Source organism: Lentzea sp. NPDC036949 (assembly GCF_055608075.1).
The window spans coordinates 76,690-92,937 of record NZ_JBVJRA010000010.1 but is presented as its reverse complement, the minus strand read 5'-3'; the positions used below and the strand labels follow the sequence as shown (position 1 = coordinate 92,937).

At 72.2% G+C, this 16,248-nt stretch carries 15 protein-coding genes and 1 pseudogene; 8 read left to right on the top strand and 8 right to left on the bottom strand.

The genetic code is table 11. From position 1 onward, the window contains the following. Positions 1-44 precede the first annotated feature (44 nt). The 3 genes and pseudogenes from ACZ7CD_RS26795 to ACZ7CD_RS26785 all read left to right on the top strand — a co-directional run. Positions 45-896, top strand: coding sequence for an STAS domain-containing protein (locus ACZ7CD_RS26795; protein ID WP_470379947.1), 852 nt, complete (start codon positions 45-47; stop codon positions 894-896). Further along, positions 896-1,285, top strand: a complete 390-nt coding sequence (locus ACZ7CD_RS26790; protein WP_360393095.1) for an STAS domain-containing protein — start codon at positions 896-898, stop codon at positions 1,283-1,285. The genes ACZ7CD_RS26795 and ACZ7CD_RS26790 overlap by 1 nt, the downstream gene beginning before the upstream one ends. Positions 1,286-1,825: 540 nt before the next feature. Beyond that, positions 1,826-2,026, top strand: a pseudogene (locus tag ACZ7CD_RS26785) (arsenic resistance protein); the annotation flags it as partial. 445 nt (positions 2,027-2,471) lie between these two features. Here ACZ7CD_RS26785 and ACZ7CD_RS26780 read toward each other — a convergent pair. From ACZ7CD_RS26780 to ACZ7CD_RS26770, 3 genes are all read right to left on the bottom strand, one after another. Next, positions 2,472-3,512 carry a fatty acid desaturase family protein gene (locus tag ACZ7CD_RS26780; protein ID WP_470374911.1) on the bottom strand — a complete coding sequence of 347 codons (1,041 nt, stop codon included), beginning with the start codon at positions 3,510-3,512 and terminating at the stop codon, positions 2,472-2,474. Further along, positions 3,509-4,690, bottom strand: a complete 1,182-nt coding sequence (locus ACZ7CD_RS26775; RefSeq protein WP_360393101.1) for an AI-2E family transporter — start codon at positions 4,688-4,690, stop codon at positions 3,509-3,511. Before ACZ7CD_RS26775 ends, ACZ7CD_RS26780 begins: the two co-directional genes overlap by 4 nt. Before the next feature lie 266 nt (positions 4,691-4,956). Beyond that, positions 4,957-5,577, bottom strand: a complete 621-nt coding sequence (locus ACZ7CD_RS26770) for a hypothetical protein (RefSeq protein ID WP_360393103.1) — start codon at positions 5,575-5,577, stop codon at positions 4,957-4,959. 260 nt (positions 5,578-5,837) lie between these two features. On the opposite strand from ACZ7CD_RS26770, the gene ACZ7CD_RS26765 reads away from it, so the two are divergent. The 4 genes from ACZ7CD_RS26765 (at position 5,838) to ACZ7CD_RS26750 (ending at position 8,274) form a co-directional block, all read left to right on the top strand. Beyond that, positions 5,838-6,311, top strand: coding sequence for an STAS domain-containing protein (locus ACZ7CD_RS26765; RefSeq protein WP_470371098.1), 474 nt, complete (start codon positions 5,838-5,840; stop codon positions 6,309-6,311). Positions 6,312-6,725: 414 nt separating this feature from the next. Further along, the gene (locus tag ACZ7CD_RS26760; RefSeq protein WP_360393109.1) at positions 6,726-7,268 is read left to right on the top strand and encodes a DUF5994 family protein; all 543 of its coding nucleotides are present in this window, start codon (positions 6,726-6,728) and stop codon (positions 7,266-7,268) included. Continuing rightward, positions 7,265-7,420, top strand: coding sequence for a DUF6307 family protein (locus tag ACZ7CD_RS26755; protein WP_360393111.1), 156 nt, complete (start codon positions 7,265-7,267; stop codon positions 7,418-7,420). The genes ACZ7CD_RS26760 and ACZ7CD_RS26755 overlap by 4 nt, the downstream gene beginning before the upstream one ends. After that, the gene (locus ACZ7CD_RS26750) at positions 7,417-8,274 is read left to right on the top strand and encodes a transglutaminase-like domain-containing protein (protein ID WP_470379946.1); all 858 of its coding nucleotides are present in this window, start codon (positions 7,417-7,419) and stop codon (positions 8,272-8,274) included. The genes ACZ7CD_RS26755 and ACZ7CD_RS26750 overlap by 4 nt, the downstream gene beginning before the upstream one ends. Before the next feature lies 1 nt (position 8,275). Here ACZ7CD_RS26750 and ACZ7CD_RS26745 read toward each other — a convergent pair whose 3' ends face one another. From ACZ7CD_RS26745 to ACZ7CD_RS26725, 5 genes are all read right to left on the bottom strand, one after another. After that, positions 8,276-9,235 carry a hypothetical protein gene (locus ACZ7CD_RS26745; protein WP_470379945.1) on the bottom strand — a complete coding sequence of 320 codons (960 nt, stop codon included), beginning with the start codon at positions 9,233-9,235 and terminating at the stop codon, positions 8,276-8,278. 282 nt (positions 9,236-9,517) lie between these two features. Then, positions 9,518-10,981: a glycoside hydrolase family 130 protein gene (locus tag ACZ7CD_RS26740; protein ID WP_360393120.1), complete on the bottom strand. Its 1,464-nt coding sequence runs from the start codon at positions 10,979-10,981 to the stop codon at positions 9,518-9,520. Beyond that, a complete protein-coding gene (locus ACZ7CD_RS26735) occupies positions 10,978-11,988 on the bottom strand; it encodes a hypothetical protein (protein WP_360393123.1) in 1,011 nt (336 codons plus the stop codon). Before ACZ7CD_RS26735 ends, ACZ7CD_RS26740 begins: the two co-directional genes overlap by 4 nt. Next, positions 11,985-13,103, bottom strand: coding sequence for a glycosyltransferase (locus ACZ7CD_RS26730; protein WP_360393126.1), 1,119 nt, complete (start codon positions 13,101-13,103; stop codon positions 11,985-11,987). Before ACZ7CD_RS26730 ends, ACZ7CD_RS26735 begins: the two co-directional genes overlap by 4 nt. A gap of 132 nt (positions 13,104-13,235) precedes the next feature. After that, positions 13,236-13,421 (bottom strand): hypothetical protein, encoded by a 186-nt coding sequence (locus tag ACZ7CD_RS26725; RefSeq protein ID WP_360393129.1) that lies wholly within the window; start codon positions 13,419-13,421, stop codon positions 13,236-13,238. A 618-nt stretch (positions 13,422-14,039) separates the two neighbouring features. On the opposite strand from ACZ7CD_RS26725, the gene tkt reads away from it, so the two are divergent. Continuing rightward, on the top strand, positions 14,040-16,247 hold the full coding sequence (gene tkt, locus ACZ7CD_RS26720; protein ID WP_470379944.1) for a transketolase: 2,208 nt from the start codon (positions 14,040-14,042) through the stop codon (positions 16,245-16,247). The last annotated feature ends 1 nt before the right edge of the window (position 16,248 follow it).

Genomic DNA, 16,248 nt, shown 5'->3' with positions numbered 1-16,248 from the left:
GGTGGTCAGCCCCGGCCGCGGAGGTGGAAGCCCAGGAGGCTCGTATGACTGCAGGCGCAGGGCAAGCCAACCACTTGGCGGAGCTGTTGCGGACCAACGCCGAAAGGGTGGTCGAGGAGTGGGTGGACGCCGTGGCGGCCCCGCTGCGCGGGCGTTCGACCAGGGCGGAGCTCACCATCGACTTCCGTGAGCTGTTGCAGCTCGTGCTGCCGCTGGCGGGATCGGACGGCCGGGACGTCTCCGGACCGGCGTTCGACGAGGTCCGGTCGTTCCTCCAGGAGTACTCCCGCTCCGGCGTGCGGGGCGGCTTCACGCCCACGGAGACCGCGTCGAGCGTCTTCTCGCTCCAGCGCGGGGTCTTCGCGCTGGTGGAGAACGGCGAAGATCCGGCTTTGTTCCGGCAGGCGCTCGCGTTCTCCGCGCTGCTGGACGCATTGGGGTTGTGGACGTTCGAGTCGTACGCGCGGGCGCGTGAGGAGATCATCCGCGAGCAGTCGGAGCAGTTGCTGGAGCTGACCACGCCGGTTGTCAAGATCTGGGAGGGCGTCCTCGCCGTGCCGCTGGTGGGCACGCTGGACTCCGCGCGCACCCAGGTGGTGATGGAGAAGCTGCTGGAGATGCTGGTCGAGACCGGCTCCGAGCACGCGATCATCGACATCACCGGGGTGTTCGCCGTCGACACGCAGGTCGCGCAGCACCTGTTCAAGACCGTCGTCGCGGCCCGGCTGATGGGTGCGGAGTGCATCGTGTCCGGCATCCGCCCGCAGATCGCGCAGACGATCGTGGCGCTGGGCATCGAGTTCGGCGACATCGTCACCAAGGCCTCGCTCGCCGACGCCCTGAGGCACGCCCTGCGCCACGAGGGCGTCGGCGTCCCGGACCACGAGGCCGTGTGATGGAACGCGTCCCGATTCTCGAGATCGGTGGCGTGCTGCTGGTCTCCGTCCAGATCGACCTGCGGGACCAGGGAGTGCTCGCGCTGCAGGAGGACCTGGCCGAGAAGATCAGCTCGACCGGCGCCCACGGTGTCGTCATCGACATCTCCGCGGTCGAGATCGTCGACTCGTTCATCGGGCGGATGTTCGCCACGATCGCGTCCATCTCCCGGCTGTTCGACGCCGACACCGTCGTGGTCGGCATGCGCCCGGCCGTGGCGATCACGCTCGTGGAGCTGGGCCTCGCGCTCGATGGTGTGCGCACGGCCCTGGACCTCGAACAGGGTGTGCGGCTCCTCGGGCGACCGGGCCGGGGTGCGCGCTCCGGTCACGCCGCGCAGGACGCCTGAGGTCGCCTTGCCGGAAGCGCCCGCCGGGGCCTGCCCGGTCGGCATGAAGAGCTACGGCCGTGCGCCGACGTTCCTGTCGCTGACCGGCTCCGGGCGGGCCCGGTCTGCCGCTGGCGCGGTCTCCGGTGACCTCGCGGCCACCCGGCGGGTCGAGCTGGCGCTGCCCGAGGCCGGTGTGTGCGGCGGTGCCGGTGTGTTCGACGCGCCCGATGAGCAGGCCGACGGCGGAGGGTGCTGCGAAGCGCCCGGAACGGCCGACGTGGCGCTCGGCCTCACACCCGGCCCATGCCGAGGTGTTGCGGCAGTGCCGCGGCCGGCTGGGAACGGCCCGCGTTGTGGCCGCGGACGACCAGCACCTCGGGGGTGTCGGCCACGGCGGTCCTCCTCGGTCCCGGTGAGGCCCTCCGTCGCAGATCACACCTGTTGTATCGACTTTCGTCAATCCAAGTGGCCGGGGTCGTGGCCATGACGAGTCCGGAACGGCGTGCTGAGCGGGGAGAGGCGCGGGACTTGAGCCGGTACCGCGTCGAGAACACCGCCATCAGCCGCAGGCTGGGGGAGCCGTCGAAGGGCCGGGAGTGGTACGAGTCGGAGTACCTGCCGCGCGTCGGCCCGATCGCCCTGTACGGGCTGCTGTTCACGATCGTCGTCCTGTTCGCGCTGCGGGGCGGGGCCGTCACGAGCCGCCCGCTCGACGTCGTCCGGATCGCGGTGCCGCTGCTGGTCTCCTTCGCGATCATGTAGGCCGGTTCGTACGCGCTGGGCAAGGCGTCCGGACTGTCGTACGAGCGGACCACGACCCGCTCGTGTGCGTGAGCCTGTGGCTGCGCCGTCGGTGGAGGAAGCGGGAGCAGGCCTGACGGCGTGGTGGCTCCTCGCTCGACAGCCTGGCCGCCACCTCTGGGACGCACCACACGGGATCGCGCCGACGTGATCGGCCCGAACTCGACGCCGCGCTCGCCGACCAGCCCACCCGCCGGTCGGCGCTTCCCGGCACTTCACCGCTCTCTCCGGCTCCGCCCGGTCGTCGCGGTAGGAGCGCAGGCGGGCACCGAGAGCCGCCAGGCGCTCGACGACCCAGTCGCGTTCGGACGCCGGGAAGCCGATGGCCAGGTGCAGGCGCTGGTCGACCGCGGACGCGTCCCGTCCGCGGACACGGCGTTCGCCGGCGTCTCCCCAGGACCGGTCATCGTGCTGTGCCGCGCAGCGGCGCACCCGCGTCGTGCAGGTGCCGCAGGACCTCGGCGTACGACCGGACCATGGTCGTCTTGCTGTACGGGATTCCGTGGCGTCCGCAGAAGTCCTCGACGACGGGTTGCGCGTGGCGCAGGTTGGGGCGGGGCATGTGCGGGTAGAGGTGGTGCTCGACCTGGTGGTTGAGCCCTCCGAGCAGCGCGTCGACCCACCGGCCACCGGTGACGTTGCGGGAGGTGAGCACCTGCTTGTGCAGGTGGTCGAGGCGTTGTTCACCGGTGATGATCGGCATCCCCTTGTGGTTGGGTGCGAACGAGCACCCGAGGTACACGCCCATCAGGCCCTGGTGCACGGCGATGAACACAACCCCCTTCAACGGTGAGAGGACGGCGAAGACCGCCAGCAGGTACGCCGCCAGCGGCACGATCTGGAGCGCGGCCTCGCGCCACGGGTTGCGCAGCTCGTTGCGGCACAGGGCGACGATGCCGGAGATCCGCAGCACGACCGCTTCGGCGAGCAGCAGCGGGAAGAACAGGAAGGCCTGCCGTTTGGTGATCCAGGCGTTCAGGCCGCGTTTGTCCTTGGCCTGGGCGCGGCTGAAGGCGAGGGCGTGGATCTCGATGTCGGGGTCGTGGTCCTCGTGGTTGGGGTTGGCGTGGTGGCGGTTGTGCTTCGCGACCCACCACTGGTAGCTGATGCCGGTCAGGCTGCCGTGCAGATGCCCGACCACGTCGTTGGAACGGTGGCTGCGGAAGATCTGCCGGTGCCCGGCGTCGTGCCCGATGAACGCCAGCTGGGTCGAGGCCACGGCCAGGGCCACGGCGAGCAGCACCTGCCACCAGGAGTCGCCCAGCAGCACGAAGGCGGCGGCGATGGCGCCGAGCAGGACGCCGTTGACCGCCATCCGCAGCACGTAGTAGCCGCGACGGCGCTCCAGCAGTCCGGCGGCTTTGATCTCTTTGGTCAGAAGGGCGAAGTCGCTGCCGCGAGGACGGTCGGCCGTCTTCGTCAGCACGTCGTGGGTCGAGGTCATCTGCCTGCTCCGGGTTTCGGTGTGTCGGCTTCGGTGTCCAGTCCGGGTTCGTCCGGTCCGGACTCTTCGGGTTCGCTGGTGTGCACGTCGGCGGGTGCCACGTGCTCGTCGGCCTCGCTCAGCAGGGAACGGATCGCGGAGTTGAGCACCGCCAGCAGCGGTACCGCGAGCAACGCGCCGGCGATGCCCGCGACGAGGAGCCCGCTCGCGATGGCCAGCACCACCGCGAGGGGGTGCAGCTTCACCGCCCGTCCCAGCAGGAACGGTTGCAGGACATGGCTTTCCAACTGGTTCACCGCGATCACGATGACCAGCACGATCGCCGCGGTCACCGGGCCGTTCGCGACGAGCGCGACGAGGACGGCCACACCACCCGCCACCACCGCGCCGAAGATCGGGACGAACGCGCCGATGAACACCAGCGCCGCCAGCGGAACCGCGAGCGGTACCCCCAGCACGGCCAGTCCGATGCCGATGCCGAGCGCGTCCACCACGGCGACCGCCCCGGTCGCGCGGACGTAACTGACCAGCGCGGCGAGACTGCGCCTGCCCGCGACGTCCACCCTGCGGCGAGGGCCGTCGGGGACGACGCGGATGAGGAACTGCCAGATCCTCGGGCCGTCGTAGAGGAAGAACGCGAGTGCGAACAACACGAGCAGCATCTCCACGAGGGTCTCCCCGACCGTGGCGGCCGTGGTGATGGCGCTCGACGTGATGCCGGACTGGTTGTCCTGCAAGGTTTTGACGACCCGGTCGGCGAACTCGCGCAGCTGGGTCTCGCTGAGGTGCAGGGGGCCGTCGACGAGCCAGCCGGACACGGCGTCGATGCTGCGGACGAGCTGCGCGGCCAGGGCCGGTATGCCGTTGACGAAGGTCGTCACGACGAACGTGAGCAGTCCGCCGAGGACGACGAGCCCGCCCACCAGCACCACCATCGTCGCGACACCTCGCGGAAACCGCTTCGACATGAGGAAACCGACCGCCGGTGTGAGCAACGCGGCCAGCAGCAACGCGATCGCGAGCGGCACCACCAGCGATGCCAGCCGGCCGAAGATGACACCGATCACGTACAGCGAGGCCACGACGACGAGGAAGCGCCAGCCGAGAGCCGCGCTGACGCGCAGTGTGAAGGGGACTGCGGTCCGCGTGGGCGACGAATCCCCGCGGTCGGTGATCACGACGGCTGTACCTCCGGTGTCGGTCGCCGACGCCGGGTCCGGGGTCATCGGTGGGGCAGCGGTCTGCCCGCGCACCTCTGCACGGGATTCCCCGCCGCCCGGACCACAAACCCGGATGAGCTGTGGCGTTGTCGGGCCTCGGCGGCGCCGGGCATCCGGGGATCGACGTCCCGCCGGGGGTCAGGTGGGAGGAAGGACCGGCTCCAACGCCGAGTCCGGCGGCTTGAGGAGCCGGTGGAGAAGATCGGCGCACGCTCCACCCGCGGTCAGCCGAGCACCCCGGTGCCGACCAGTCCTGCCAGCAGCAGCGCTGCGCTCACGAAGGCGCCGAACAGCTCGACCGGCACGAGCCGCCTTCCGGCCCACCGCACGAGTCCCGTGTTCACCAGCAGGTGTGCGAACGCCGTCACCACCACCCACCACGGACCGGTGCTCAGCAGCAGCGTCGCACCGAGGTGGAACGACATGGTCGTGATGCCACGAGCTGCGCTGTGCGCGGGGTGCGTGCTGACGAACCCGCCCTGTGCCTTCAGCTGTTCGGCGGCCAGCCGTCCGACGGGCCCGCTGAACCTGGTCAGCTCGGTGGCGGCGAGGAAGACGAGCTGAGCCAGCGCCCAGCCGAACCCGGCCCAGAGCGCGGACTCGACACCGCTGACGACGATCACGACGAGCGCGAGCCGGACCACCTCGTCGGTGGCACCGGACACCACCGCGATGATGGTCTCGCGCCGCCGGAGGGCGTGCAGCCGCCCGGCTGAGCCCAGCACCGGGAGCCGAGCCGCCAGGGCGACCAGCCAGCCCAGGACCCCCAGCAGCACCACACCGGCCTGGTCGAGGCCGAGCAGCACCGCCAGCACCGCCGCGAGGAGCGCGAGGAGGACCGCCACCACGGCGACGCCCGCGCGGATCCTCCCCCTGACCTGAGTCGGGCCCGCGGCCGGTCGTTCTTCGTGCTCGGAGTCGTTGATGCCTCCGACGCTACTCCACCTCCGCGGGACCGGTGTCCTCGATCATCCACTGTGGATCTTCCGGTGCGGCGGGGGAGACGTCGCGGCACGCGGAGCTTCCGCCTCGGTGGTACTGCGGTGTAACGTCAGCGGCACGTGCCCTGGACCCGGCGTCGCGCCAGCCGACGAAGGAAGTTCCTGTGGTGCACATCGATCTCACCGGTGCCGGCGGCCTGCGGGCGGCCCGGCCGAGCCGGTGCCCCGCCGAACTGCTCACCACCACCGCGCGGACGACCCCCACCGGAGCGGTCGTGGTCGCCGTGCGCGGTGAGGTGGATGGGATCACCTGCGCGGTGCTGCACGATCAGGTCTTCGGGCAGTTGCGGCTCACCCACCACCTCGTTCTCGACCTCGGAGGGGTGGACTTCCTCTGCGCGGCCGGACTCACCGTCCTCGTCGCCCTGGAGAAGACGGCACGGCAGGCCGGCGCGGTGCTGTGCGTCGTCGCGCCCAACCGCCAGGTGTGCATGCCCCTGACGATCACCGGCCTGTCAGCCGTCCTCGACCTCCACCTCGACGTCGCCGGGGCGGTGGTGTGCGAGCACGCGGCCCCGGCGTCGCCACCGGCGAGGTCGCGGCTGGCCGCCCCCCGCCGACCCGGCGACCTCCGTTGATCCGCCGGGCGGCTGTTCCCCCGTCGGCGAGCCCGATGAACGTTCGGCTCGTCGGCGATTTCTCGCGAGAACGGAACGGCCACCGGCGTCCGGCGATTTTCCGGCTCGGCCAGGAAATCGCCGGCCGAAACCTCCTCGGATCATTTCGCGCACCGTGGCGAGAACGTTCCGGTGGGCGCGGCGGAATTCTGCGGGCGGACGGCCGCGCAACGGATTTGCCCCTGCGTGCCACCTGCCGGCAGCGCTGTCGGCAGGTGGTGGCGGTCAGAAATCAGTGGACGTGCAATCGGTTGAGTGCGAAAAAAGGGTGTAGTGTCAATTGTGCCGAGAACATCTCGTACCTGAGCGGTCAAGCTCACGTCGTACTCGGCGAAACCAGAACCGGCCGTTTCGGCCGGAGACGGGAGTCCCGGCATGACGTCGGCTCCGCACCGGTCCATCGCCCCGCCGGCCGTCACGGCCACGGAGCAGCCTCGGCATCACCAGCTGCGACTGCGGTTGCGGCCGAAGGCGCTCGTCACGGGGCATGTCGACGGTGCGTGGTGGCCGCGTTCCCGGGACCTCGCCGCCGAACTGCCGGCACTGCTCTCGGTGCTGGCAGTTCGGCTGGGCGACATCCCGCGGGTGAGCTACGACCTGACCGGCTGGGACACGGCGCCGCGCCAGATCGCGGTGGACGGCGTCCGCGTCCGCCTCAACGGGTTCTGGTCCAGGCCGGCGCACACCCTCGACCTCGTCGCGGGTGACCGGAGCCGCCTCGCGCTGCTGGTCGTACCGCCCGGCACCGACCCGTCCGCCGCCCACCACACGATGATGCGCGCTGTCCGGCGCGACAACACCGACACCGTCGAAGACCTGTTCCGCATCGGTGCCCTGGAAGCCGAGGAGTCCACTGTGGACTTCTGGGAAGCCGAGGGCGGCCGGGTACCCCAGCAGAAGACGAGAGATGCAGAATGACTGAATCGACCTTCACGTCCGCCTACGACCGCCGGCTCAAGATGGTGGAGGACGTGCTGACCGGCCGCACCGAGCTCGGCGGCAAGGCCGCGCGGGCTCTGGCCGTGCACGTGTTGCACGCGCTCGACCACATCCCCGAGCGAGTGCGGTGACCTTCCGCCACAGCGGCGAGGCACGACCGACGCGGAGCACTCGCCTGCTCCGCGTCGGCTGCGTGTTCACCTACCGCGCCGAGGTGCCGACCCCGGCGGTGTTCCTGGTCGGACCGGACCGGCGGGACCACGTGCGGGTGAGCGGTGAGGACCTGTTCACCGAACCCGACCTGCCGGTGCGGGAGCACTTCGACGTGTACGGCAACCGGCTCGCGCGCCTGGTGCTGCCACCCCGACTGTCCACGGTGAACTACGTCGCGTGGGTGGACGTGCCCGACCGCGTCGAGGACGTGGACGAGGACGCGCCGGAGCTGTGGCCCGACGACCTCCCCGATGACGCGCTGCTCTACACGTTGCCCAGCCGCTACTGCGCGTCCGACGCGCTGGGCGACGAGGCCTGGTCGAGGTTCGGCGCCCATCCGCCGGGATACCGCAGGGTGCGAGCGATCTGCCGGCACGTCCACGAGTCGCTGGAGAGCGGCTGCGGCACCTCCACGGCGTTGTCCGCCGGCGTCAACGCCGCGGAGATCGGGCTCTGCCGCGACTTCACGCACCTGGCGATCTCGTTCTGCCGCGCCCTCGACATCCCCGCCCGCTACGTCCTCGGCTACCTGCCCGACCTCGACGCGCGGCCGGACGGGGCGTCGATGGACTTCGCGGCGTGGATGGAGGTCTGGCTGGGAGACCGCTGGTGGACCTTCGACCCGCGCAACGGCGGGCCCCGCAAGGGCAGGGTCGTGGTCGGCCGCGGCAGGGACGCCGCCGACGTCGCGATGGTCACCACGTTCGGAAGTCCTGTGCTGGAGTCGATGGTCGTCCACGTGGAGGAGGACCTGGCGCCCGCGTGGCGGTGAGTCAGGTGGTGGCCACGACCCGCCGGCCGTGGAGCCGCCACGTCGACCCCGCCGCCGCGGAAGGACGACCGCCTCGCCCAGCGCGATCCGCGGGTGCCCGGCGAGCACCACTTCCGCCCGGTCGGCGAGCACCCTGCTGCGCAGCGCGTGCCGCACCCGGCCGGATCGTCCACCCCCTTCGCCCGGAGCCGGTGGACTGGCGCGACGTCCGCCGCACCGCGCCGAAACCCGCCGCCACCTGCGGTCGTCCTCGCGGAGGCGGGCGGGTCGACCGGAACGACCGGGCCGGTACGCGGACCTCGGTGCCGCGACCGGCCGCTCGTCGCTCACGACGCCGCCGTGGCGTTCCCGAGTCGATGCGGTGGGCGAGGTCGAGCGCCCCGGCGTGGGACGGGTGGCTGCGCGCCTGCGCGGCGAGGGGGCGGAAGCGGTCGCGCACCCTGGCCGAGCCGACCGCGGTCGCCGACTCGACGGCCCGCAGGCCGGTGGCGACACCGACATCCAGGTCTCCCCCGACGAGATGACCGGTGGCCGGCAGCACCAGGCTGAGCACCCGGCTGCGGAGCATGTCCTCGCCGTAGCCGTCGACCGCCGTGAGGAGCAGCGGAACGGCGGTGTGCGTGGTGCCGGCCAGCACGGTGTGCACCGCTCCGCCCATGGCCGACAGGTCGGGCTCGGTGAGGAACCGCGCCCAGCCGACCACCTCGGCGCGGTCCGCGGCGCCGAACTCCTCCCGGCCGCGGTCGAGCAACGTGAGGGCGTTGTGCTCGACGCCCTTCTGCGCACACGCCCACGCCGAGTTGACGGCCAGGACGCCGGTCGAGAGCCGGTCGCCGGAGCGCGCGGCCGCGAGACGGCCGAGGTCGAAGTACCGCAACGCTTCGTCGAGCTGCCCGTGGCGCAGGGACACCCGCCCGAGCCGGTGGCACGCGTTGGCGATCAGCCCGTCGTCGCGGGCCACCTCGGCCGGCGCCGGCGCGTGCGAGAAGTGGTTGCGCAGCGGTGACCAGGCCGGCGTCGAAGCACACCCAGCCTGCCAGGTTCCGCAGGTCGGCGAAGGCGACGCGCAGGCGGCGCCGCACCTGTTGCGGTGCCGGCGCGACGAGCAGTGGCAGGCTCTCCCGGCTCCGCGCGACCGGCACCGGAGCGGCGATCCCGGTCGTGCGGAACAGCTCTCCGGCGAGCGCTCGTGCCGGTCAGGCCGGTCGCTCGGGTGCCGTCGCGGCACGCGCGCAGGACGGTGTCACGGGACCATCGCGGCGATCACCTCGGTCACCGACGTCGTGGCCAGAGCGATGGTCGCGTCGCTCGCGCCGTACGGGATCACGAGGGTGTCTCCGTGCAGCAGGCCGCCGCACGAGTAGACGACGTTCGGCACGTAGCCGTCGCGCTCGGAGGGACTCGGCGTCAGCAACGGTTCCGGCAGTGCGCCGAGCACCTTCGAGGGGTCGTCGAGGTCGAGCAGCATCGCGCCCATGGAGTAGAGCCGCATCGGACCCACTCCGTGGGTGAGGACCAACCAGCCCTCGGGCGTCTCGATCGGCGAGCCGCAGTTGCCGACCTGAACGAGCTCCCAGTCCCTGGCCGGTGCCGCCACGGCCTGGGGTCGCTGCCACGTCCTGAGGTCCGCGGAGGTGGTCACGGCCGTGCTCTCGCCATCTCCGCGGGACAACGCGGCGAACCTGCCGCCGATGCGGCGGGGGAACAGCGCCATCCCCTTGTTGCGCGCGGCGGGACCGGTCAGCTGCGTGACCTGGAACGTGCGGAAGTCGTCGGTCTGCAACAGTTGCGGCGCCACGTCGACACCGTCGTAAGCGGTGTACGTCGCGTAGTAGGTCTGCGAGCCGTCGTCGTCGGTGAAGCGCACGAACCTGGCGTCCTCCATGCCGTGGCGTTCCGACGGGCCGGCCGGCCAGAGCACCCGTCCACCCACCGACGACTCCTGCGGGAACTCGGTGGTGTAGTTGCACGCGGCTATCCACCTGACCAGCTCGACGGTGCGGTGAGCGGCCTGCCGCTCGACCAGCTTCGGGTGCAGACCGGTCAGCAGCTCGTCGAGCTCCGCTCCGGTGAACCGCACCGGCAGCCAGCGGTTCAGCACGGCGGAGACCTCGTCGTCATGACCGCGTTCGGCGAGCTTGCCCTGGAAGAGGCCCTTGTCGTAGACCGAGTCCCTGCGCAGACCGGTGCTGGTGGTGCCCGGCTGCGGGTCCACGGTGAGAACGCCATCCGGACCGGCCGTGCCGGTCCGGAAACCGATCGAGGACAGGTGCCCCTCACCGATCCCGCGCACGCTCAGCACGAACCTCAGCTGTCCCTGCGCCATCCCGCTCTGGTCGGGGTGGGGGACCATGGACGGGTTGCACAGCGCGGCACCCTCGACGGCGTACTCGTGGGTGAAGTACGCGCCGATCAGCAGACGGCGGGACTCGGACAGCTCGACGTCCGGGGCCAGCCGGTGGCTGACGCTCGCGAAGTTGTCCGCGAAGGTCGCGCGGACGTCGCGGTGCCGTCCGGCGAACAGCCGGACCGTGCGTTCGAGCGCGGCGCACGCGGTCGTCTCGTCCAGCGCCATCACCCGCCGGATGACGGCCGCCGACCGGGACTCGTGTTCGGGAACCTCTTCTCCCGGCACGAACAGCTTGGTGATCACCCGGCGGGGGTCCGGGCGCAGCCGCACCGGGCTGCGCGTGACGCGGGCGTTCACCCGGCGCTCCGCTGGAGCGTGCGGAGGTGTTGCCGGGTGGAGATCAGCGCCAGGGTCGACTCGGCGCCCTGGTTGGTGTTCGGGCCGTGCGGTGTCAGGCCGTCGTAGCCGCCCCCGGTGTGCTCGTCCTGCATTAGCGAGCCCAGGTCGTTGTCCCCGCTGAACCACGCGATCGCGCGGCGGACACCGGTGAGCCACGCGGAGTCCCCGGTGACCCGGTAGGCGCGGGCGCAGGCGTCGGCCAGGGCGGCCGCCTCGATGGGCTGCTGGTCGAACGCCGGTCGCGGCTCGCCGAGGAACCACCCGCCGGTCGGGACCGGCGAGAGGTGGCGGTCCTTGGACTCCACGGCCAGCAACCAGTCCAGCAGCCGCAGCCCGTCGTCGCGGACCTCGTCGCTGCCCAGGAGGTCACCCGCGGCGATCAACGCCTCCGGCAGCACGGCGTTGGCGTAGAACAGCCGGTTCTCCGGCCACGGCCAGTTCGGGTCCGGACGGGGACCACCGATGTAGGAGGTGATGTCGCCGAGCAGGGCGGCGGCGGGCGCGTGGAGGGGTTCGGAGCTCAGCACCTCGGCGGCACCGAGTGCGGCGAACGCCATCGTGCGCACCGACGGTGGCCTGTGGTGGGCGCTGCGGTCGAAGCACTCCAGCGCGGTCCGCCGGATCGCGGGCACCGTGCTGCGCGCTGCGGCGGTGCCGAGCCCCCACAGCGCGCGTCCCCACCAGTCGCCCAGTCCCGGTTCGTCGATCCACCGGCGATCGGGGCTGAGCCGGTTGTGGAAGCGCCCGTCCTCGGCCTGCGCGTAGGCGGTGAAGGCCAGGAAGTGTTCGGCCAGAGCGGCCAGCTCAGCCGACAGGGCTGGTTCGCGGCTCAGCACGACCAAGCCCCGCGCGACGTCGTCGAGGCAGTAGCCGTGCTCGCGGCGCGGCAGCGGGCCGTCGGCGTGCTCGTGCAGACCGGTGTCGTCGCTCAGCCGGATCAGGTGGGCGAAATCGAGGCCGCTCATCGCGTCACGGCGACGCGGTCGGCGAACAGCCTGTCCGCCACGAGGGTGTCGCAGAGGCTGCGGTAGCGGTTCGCCACGGCGGGCCAGCTCAGCACGGCACCCAGTTCCGCGGACCGGTCGCGCATGCCCGCGGCGACACCCGGTTCGGTCAGCACGCGGCGCAGCGCCGCGGCGATGGCGGCGGGATCGCGGTGCGGTACCAGCAGTCCGGCGCCGTCCGCGAGCAGTTCGACCGCGTGCGGGAACACCGTCGCGACCACCGGTTTGCGCGCGGCGAGGGCTTCGACGAGCACTCCGGAGGTGACCTGTTCGGACGAGTCGTACGGCAGCAGCACGACATCGGCCCTGCCCACCAGGTCCGCCAGCGCCTCGGCGCTGAGGTAGGCCGGGTCGAACTCGACCAGGTCGGTCACCCCGGCGGCGGCGGCCTGCTCACGCAGGTGCGTCCGGTACGCCTCGCCCTCGTGTGCCAGCACCTTGGGATGGGTCTGACCCGCCACGAGGTACCGCGGCCGCAGGTCGCGCAGCGCGGCGAGCGCCGCGATGCCCCACTCGACGCCCTTGCCGCGTCCGAGCAGGCCCCAGGTGAGGACCAGCGGGCCACGGCCCGGTGCTGCGGAGGCCGGCCTGTCGGCGGGCACGGCGCCGTGCGGGATCACCACGACCTCGCCCGGCCGTTCGACCGCGTAACCCGCCAGGAGGCGGCTCTTGGCCGCCTCCGACATGGTGATGACGGCGTCGGCGCGGTCGACGACCGCCTCCAGCACCCGGCGCTGTCCCGGCGTGGGCGTGGTGAGCACCGTGTGCAGCACGACGGCCACCGGGACCCGCAGCCGGGCGAGCACGTCCAGCGCCTCCTCGCCGTCACTGCCGGCGTAGATCCCGTACTCGTGCTGGACCAGCGCGACGTCGCACCGGTTGAGGACCGCGGCCGCGGCCTCCACCCCACCGGGACGCATGGGGTGCCCCGCCGACGGTTCCGCTGTGTGCGGTTCGACGTCGCTGAGGACGCGGACGACGCGGCTCCCGCTGCCGGGGGTGACGGCGGCGAGGTGGCGCTGGAGGGAGGCGGTGAACGTCGCGAGCCCGCATTGTGTTGGTGGATAGGTGCTCAAGAAGCCATAGGTGCGAACCATGGAGCGGTGGGCCTTTCGGATCGGGGCAGACGGCTTCGCGCCCCGGCGTGAGGCCGGGGCGGGGCGGTGTCTGTTCAGGAGTGAGGCGGTGCGGAGGTCAGACGAGCCGGGTCACGGCCGCGTGCACCAGGTCGGCGGGTTCAGCGCCGGAACGGTGGTGGCGGGGTCGGTGGCGAGAGGTCGCCAGCCGCCGGGGAACCGGCCGCCGGACAGGGCGTCCGGCTTCCTCGTCACCCGCAGCCCGCGTGGCGCGGTCAGTTCGGTGCTGGGACTGGTGCTGGTCGGGCCCGAGATCATCCCGGTGCTCCCGCCTCCGTCCGGACCAGCCGGGCGGGGTCGCTGACACTCCGGAGGGGGCACCTGGCTCGGACGCCGATGCGCGAGGTCCCCTCGGACCACTCACTCTACGCCCCTGACCGGGACGCGCCGGTCGCGCCGGAACGACGTCGGCGGCGGCACAGGGCACCGGGACGTGGCCCTCGCCCGGTGCCCCGTGCACCGCCACCTGCCGCCGAGACCCGGCAGCACCAGGACCAGCTCCGGTGCTCTGCCGCCCTGGCACGTCACCCGCAACACCCGCCCGGCGCACCGGGCGGGGCAGGCGGCTTCGCGGACCGGCGCCGTCCCCGAACCGCCGAGGTGCGCCGAGGCGGTCAAGCGGAACCTGCGCGGAGCCACCGGTGTGCCCGAGGCGGTCGCGACAGTGCTGCGCGCGTCCCCGTGGACGAGCGATCGGCTCAGGTCCCGCAGTCACCCGGTCCGCCGGTTCCACCACATCGGCGACACCGAGGTGCACGGCGAGTTTCGGCGGCCCGATTGCGGCTATTCGCGTGGGGAAGCTTCAACAGCCGCCCGGACCCGCGACTTCGTTGATCCAGCACGTGGACGCACCGAGCTCCGGGAAGGCCTCGACAGATGACACGCACGGCCACCGCACCACTTCACCGCGACCCGTCCCTGCCGCTGCCGGTCGCGCAGGCCGCGGGCTGGACCGACGCGGACGTCCGTGCCGTGGACACCGTCCGCGTGCTGGCCGCCGATGCCGTCCAACAGGCGGGGAACGGCCACCCCGGCACCGCGATGAGCCTCGCACCGTTGGCCTACCTGCTGTTCCAGCAGGTGATGCGGCACGATCCCGCCGACGACCAGTGGCTCGGCCGCGACCGGTTCGTCCTGTCCTGCGGCCACACGAGCCTGACGCTGTACGCGCAGCTCTACCTGAGCGGCTACGGGCTGGAACTGACCGACCTGGCCTCGTTGCGCACCTGGAACTCCGCCACGCCCGGCCACCCGGAGTACCGCCACACCCGCGGTGTGGAGATCACCACCGGACCACTGGGCCAGGGGTTCGCCTGCGCGGTGGGCATGGCGCTCGCTGCTCGCCGCGAACGCGGACTGCGTGACCCGGACGCCGCGCCGGGGCAGAGCCCGTTCGACCACCACGTGTACGTCCTGGCCTCCGACGGCGACCTGATGGAGGGGGTCACCGCCGAGGCCTCCTCGCTCGCGGGGCATCAGGAGCTCGGCAACCTCGTCGCGTTCTACGACGCGAACCACATCTCCATCGAGGACGACACCGACGTCTCCTTCAGCGAGGACGTGGCCGCCCGCTTCGCCGCCTGCGGCTGGCACGTCCAGTCCGTCGACTGGACCAGCACCGGCCGCTACGTCGAGGACGTGGACGCGGTGCTCGCCGCGGTCGAGGCGGCGAAGGCGGACACCGGCCGTCCGTCCCTGATCGTGCTGCGCACCGTCATCGGCTGGCCCGCGCCCACCCTGCAGAACACCGGCAAGGCGCACGGGTCCGCGCTCGGCGCCGAGGAGGTCGCCGCCGTCAAGACCCTGCTCGGCTTCGACCCGGAGCGCAGCTTCGCGGTGGAGGACGAGGTGCTCGCGCACGCCCGTGCGGTGCTGGACCGCGGTGCGGCCGCCCACGAGCGCTGGGAAGCCGGCTACGCGGGCTGGCGCACCGCGAACCCGGACCGCGCGGCGCTGCTGGACCGGTTGCGCGATCAGCGGCTTCCGGACGGCTGGACCGACGCCCTGCCGGTCTTCCCCGCCGACCCGAAGGGGATGGCGACCCGCACGGCGTCGGGCAAGGTCCTCTCGGCACTGGCTCCCGTGCTGCCGGAGCTGTGGGGTGGATCGGCCGATCTGGCCGGGAGCAACAACACCACGATGGACGGCGAGCCGTCGTTCGTCCCGATGGGCAAGCAGACCACGAAGTGGCAAGGCGGTCCCTACGGGCGCACCCTGCACTTCGGCATCCGCGAACACGCCATGGCCGCCGCGCTCAACGGCATCGCGTTGCAGAGCCTGACCCGCCCGTACGGCGGTACGTTCCTGGTCTTCAGCGACTACCAGCGGCCCGCGATCCGGCTGGCCGCCCTCATGCAGCTGCCCGTCACCCACGTGTGGACCCACGACTCGATCGGGCTGGGGGAGGACGGACCCACGCACCAGCCGGTCGAGCACCTCGCCGCGTTGCGCGCGATCCCCGGTCTGGACGTCGTGCGCCCGGCCGACGCCAACGAGACAGCGGTGTGCTGGCGGCGGATTCTGGAGAACCGGGACCGTCCCGCCGGTCTGGTCCTGACGCGGCAGGACGTCGCCGTGCTCGACCGCGGTCCCGGCGGCCTGGCCCCGGCGGAGGGCGCCGCGCGGAGCGGATACGTCCTCGCCGGACCAGGAGAGCCGGACGTGGTCCTGGTCGCGACCGGGTCCGAGGTGCAGATCGCCCTCGACGCCCGCGCGTTGCTCGCAGAGGACGGCGTCGAGGCCCGCGTGGTCTCGATGCCCTGCCTCGAGTGGTTCGCCGCGCAGGAACCGTCCTACCGGGACGAAGTGCTCCCGCCGGGCGTGCGGGCCCGCGTGAGCGTCGAGGCCGCGGTCGCCCAGGGCTGGCGCGACGTCGTCGGCGACGCCGGCCGGATGGTGTCGCTCGAACACTTCGGCGCCTCCGCCGACCACCGCCGCCTCTACGAGGAGTTCGGCGTCACCGCCACTGCGGTCGCGGAGGCCGCGCACGACTGCCTGCACGACGCGGTCACGTCGGTCCGCCCGGGAGGTGTGCAGCGCAGCACCGCGCCCACCACCGGCGGCACCGGCGACCGCCCCGCCTGAA

Coding starts and splice junctions, on each gene's coding strand:
- ACZ7CD_RS26725 (WP_360393129.1), bottom strand. CDS start 13,421: ATGATCTCGGGCCCGACCAGCACCAGTCCCAGCACCGAACTGACCGCG.
- ACZ7CD_RS26790 (WP_360393095.1), top strand. CDS start 896: ATGGAACGCGTCCCGATTCTCGAGATCGGTGGCGTGCTGCTGGTCTCC.
- ACZ7CD_RS26760 (WP_360393109.1), top strand. CDS start 6,726: ATGACGTCGGCTCCGCACCGGTCCATCGCCCCGCCGGCCGTCACGGCC.
- tkt (WP_470379944.1), top strand. CDS start 14,040: ATGACACGCACGGCCACCGCACCACTTCACCGCGACCCGTCCCTGCCG.
- ACZ7CD_RS26755 (WP_360393111.1), top strand. CDS start 7,265: ATGACTGAATCGACCTTCACGTCCGCCTACGACCGCCGGCTCAAGATG.
- ACZ7CD_RS26735 (WP_360393123.1), bottom strand. CDS start 11,988: ATGAGCGGCCTCGATTTCGCCCACCTGATCCGGCTGAGCGACGACACC.
- ACZ7CD_RS26780 (WP_470374911.1), bottom strand. CDS start 3,512: ATGACCTCGACCCACGACGTGCTGACGAAGACGGCCGACCGTCCTCGC.
- ACZ7CD_RS26795 (WP_470379947.1), top strand. CDS start 45: ATGACTGCAGGCGCAGGGCAAGCCAACCACTTGGCGGAGCTGTTGCGG.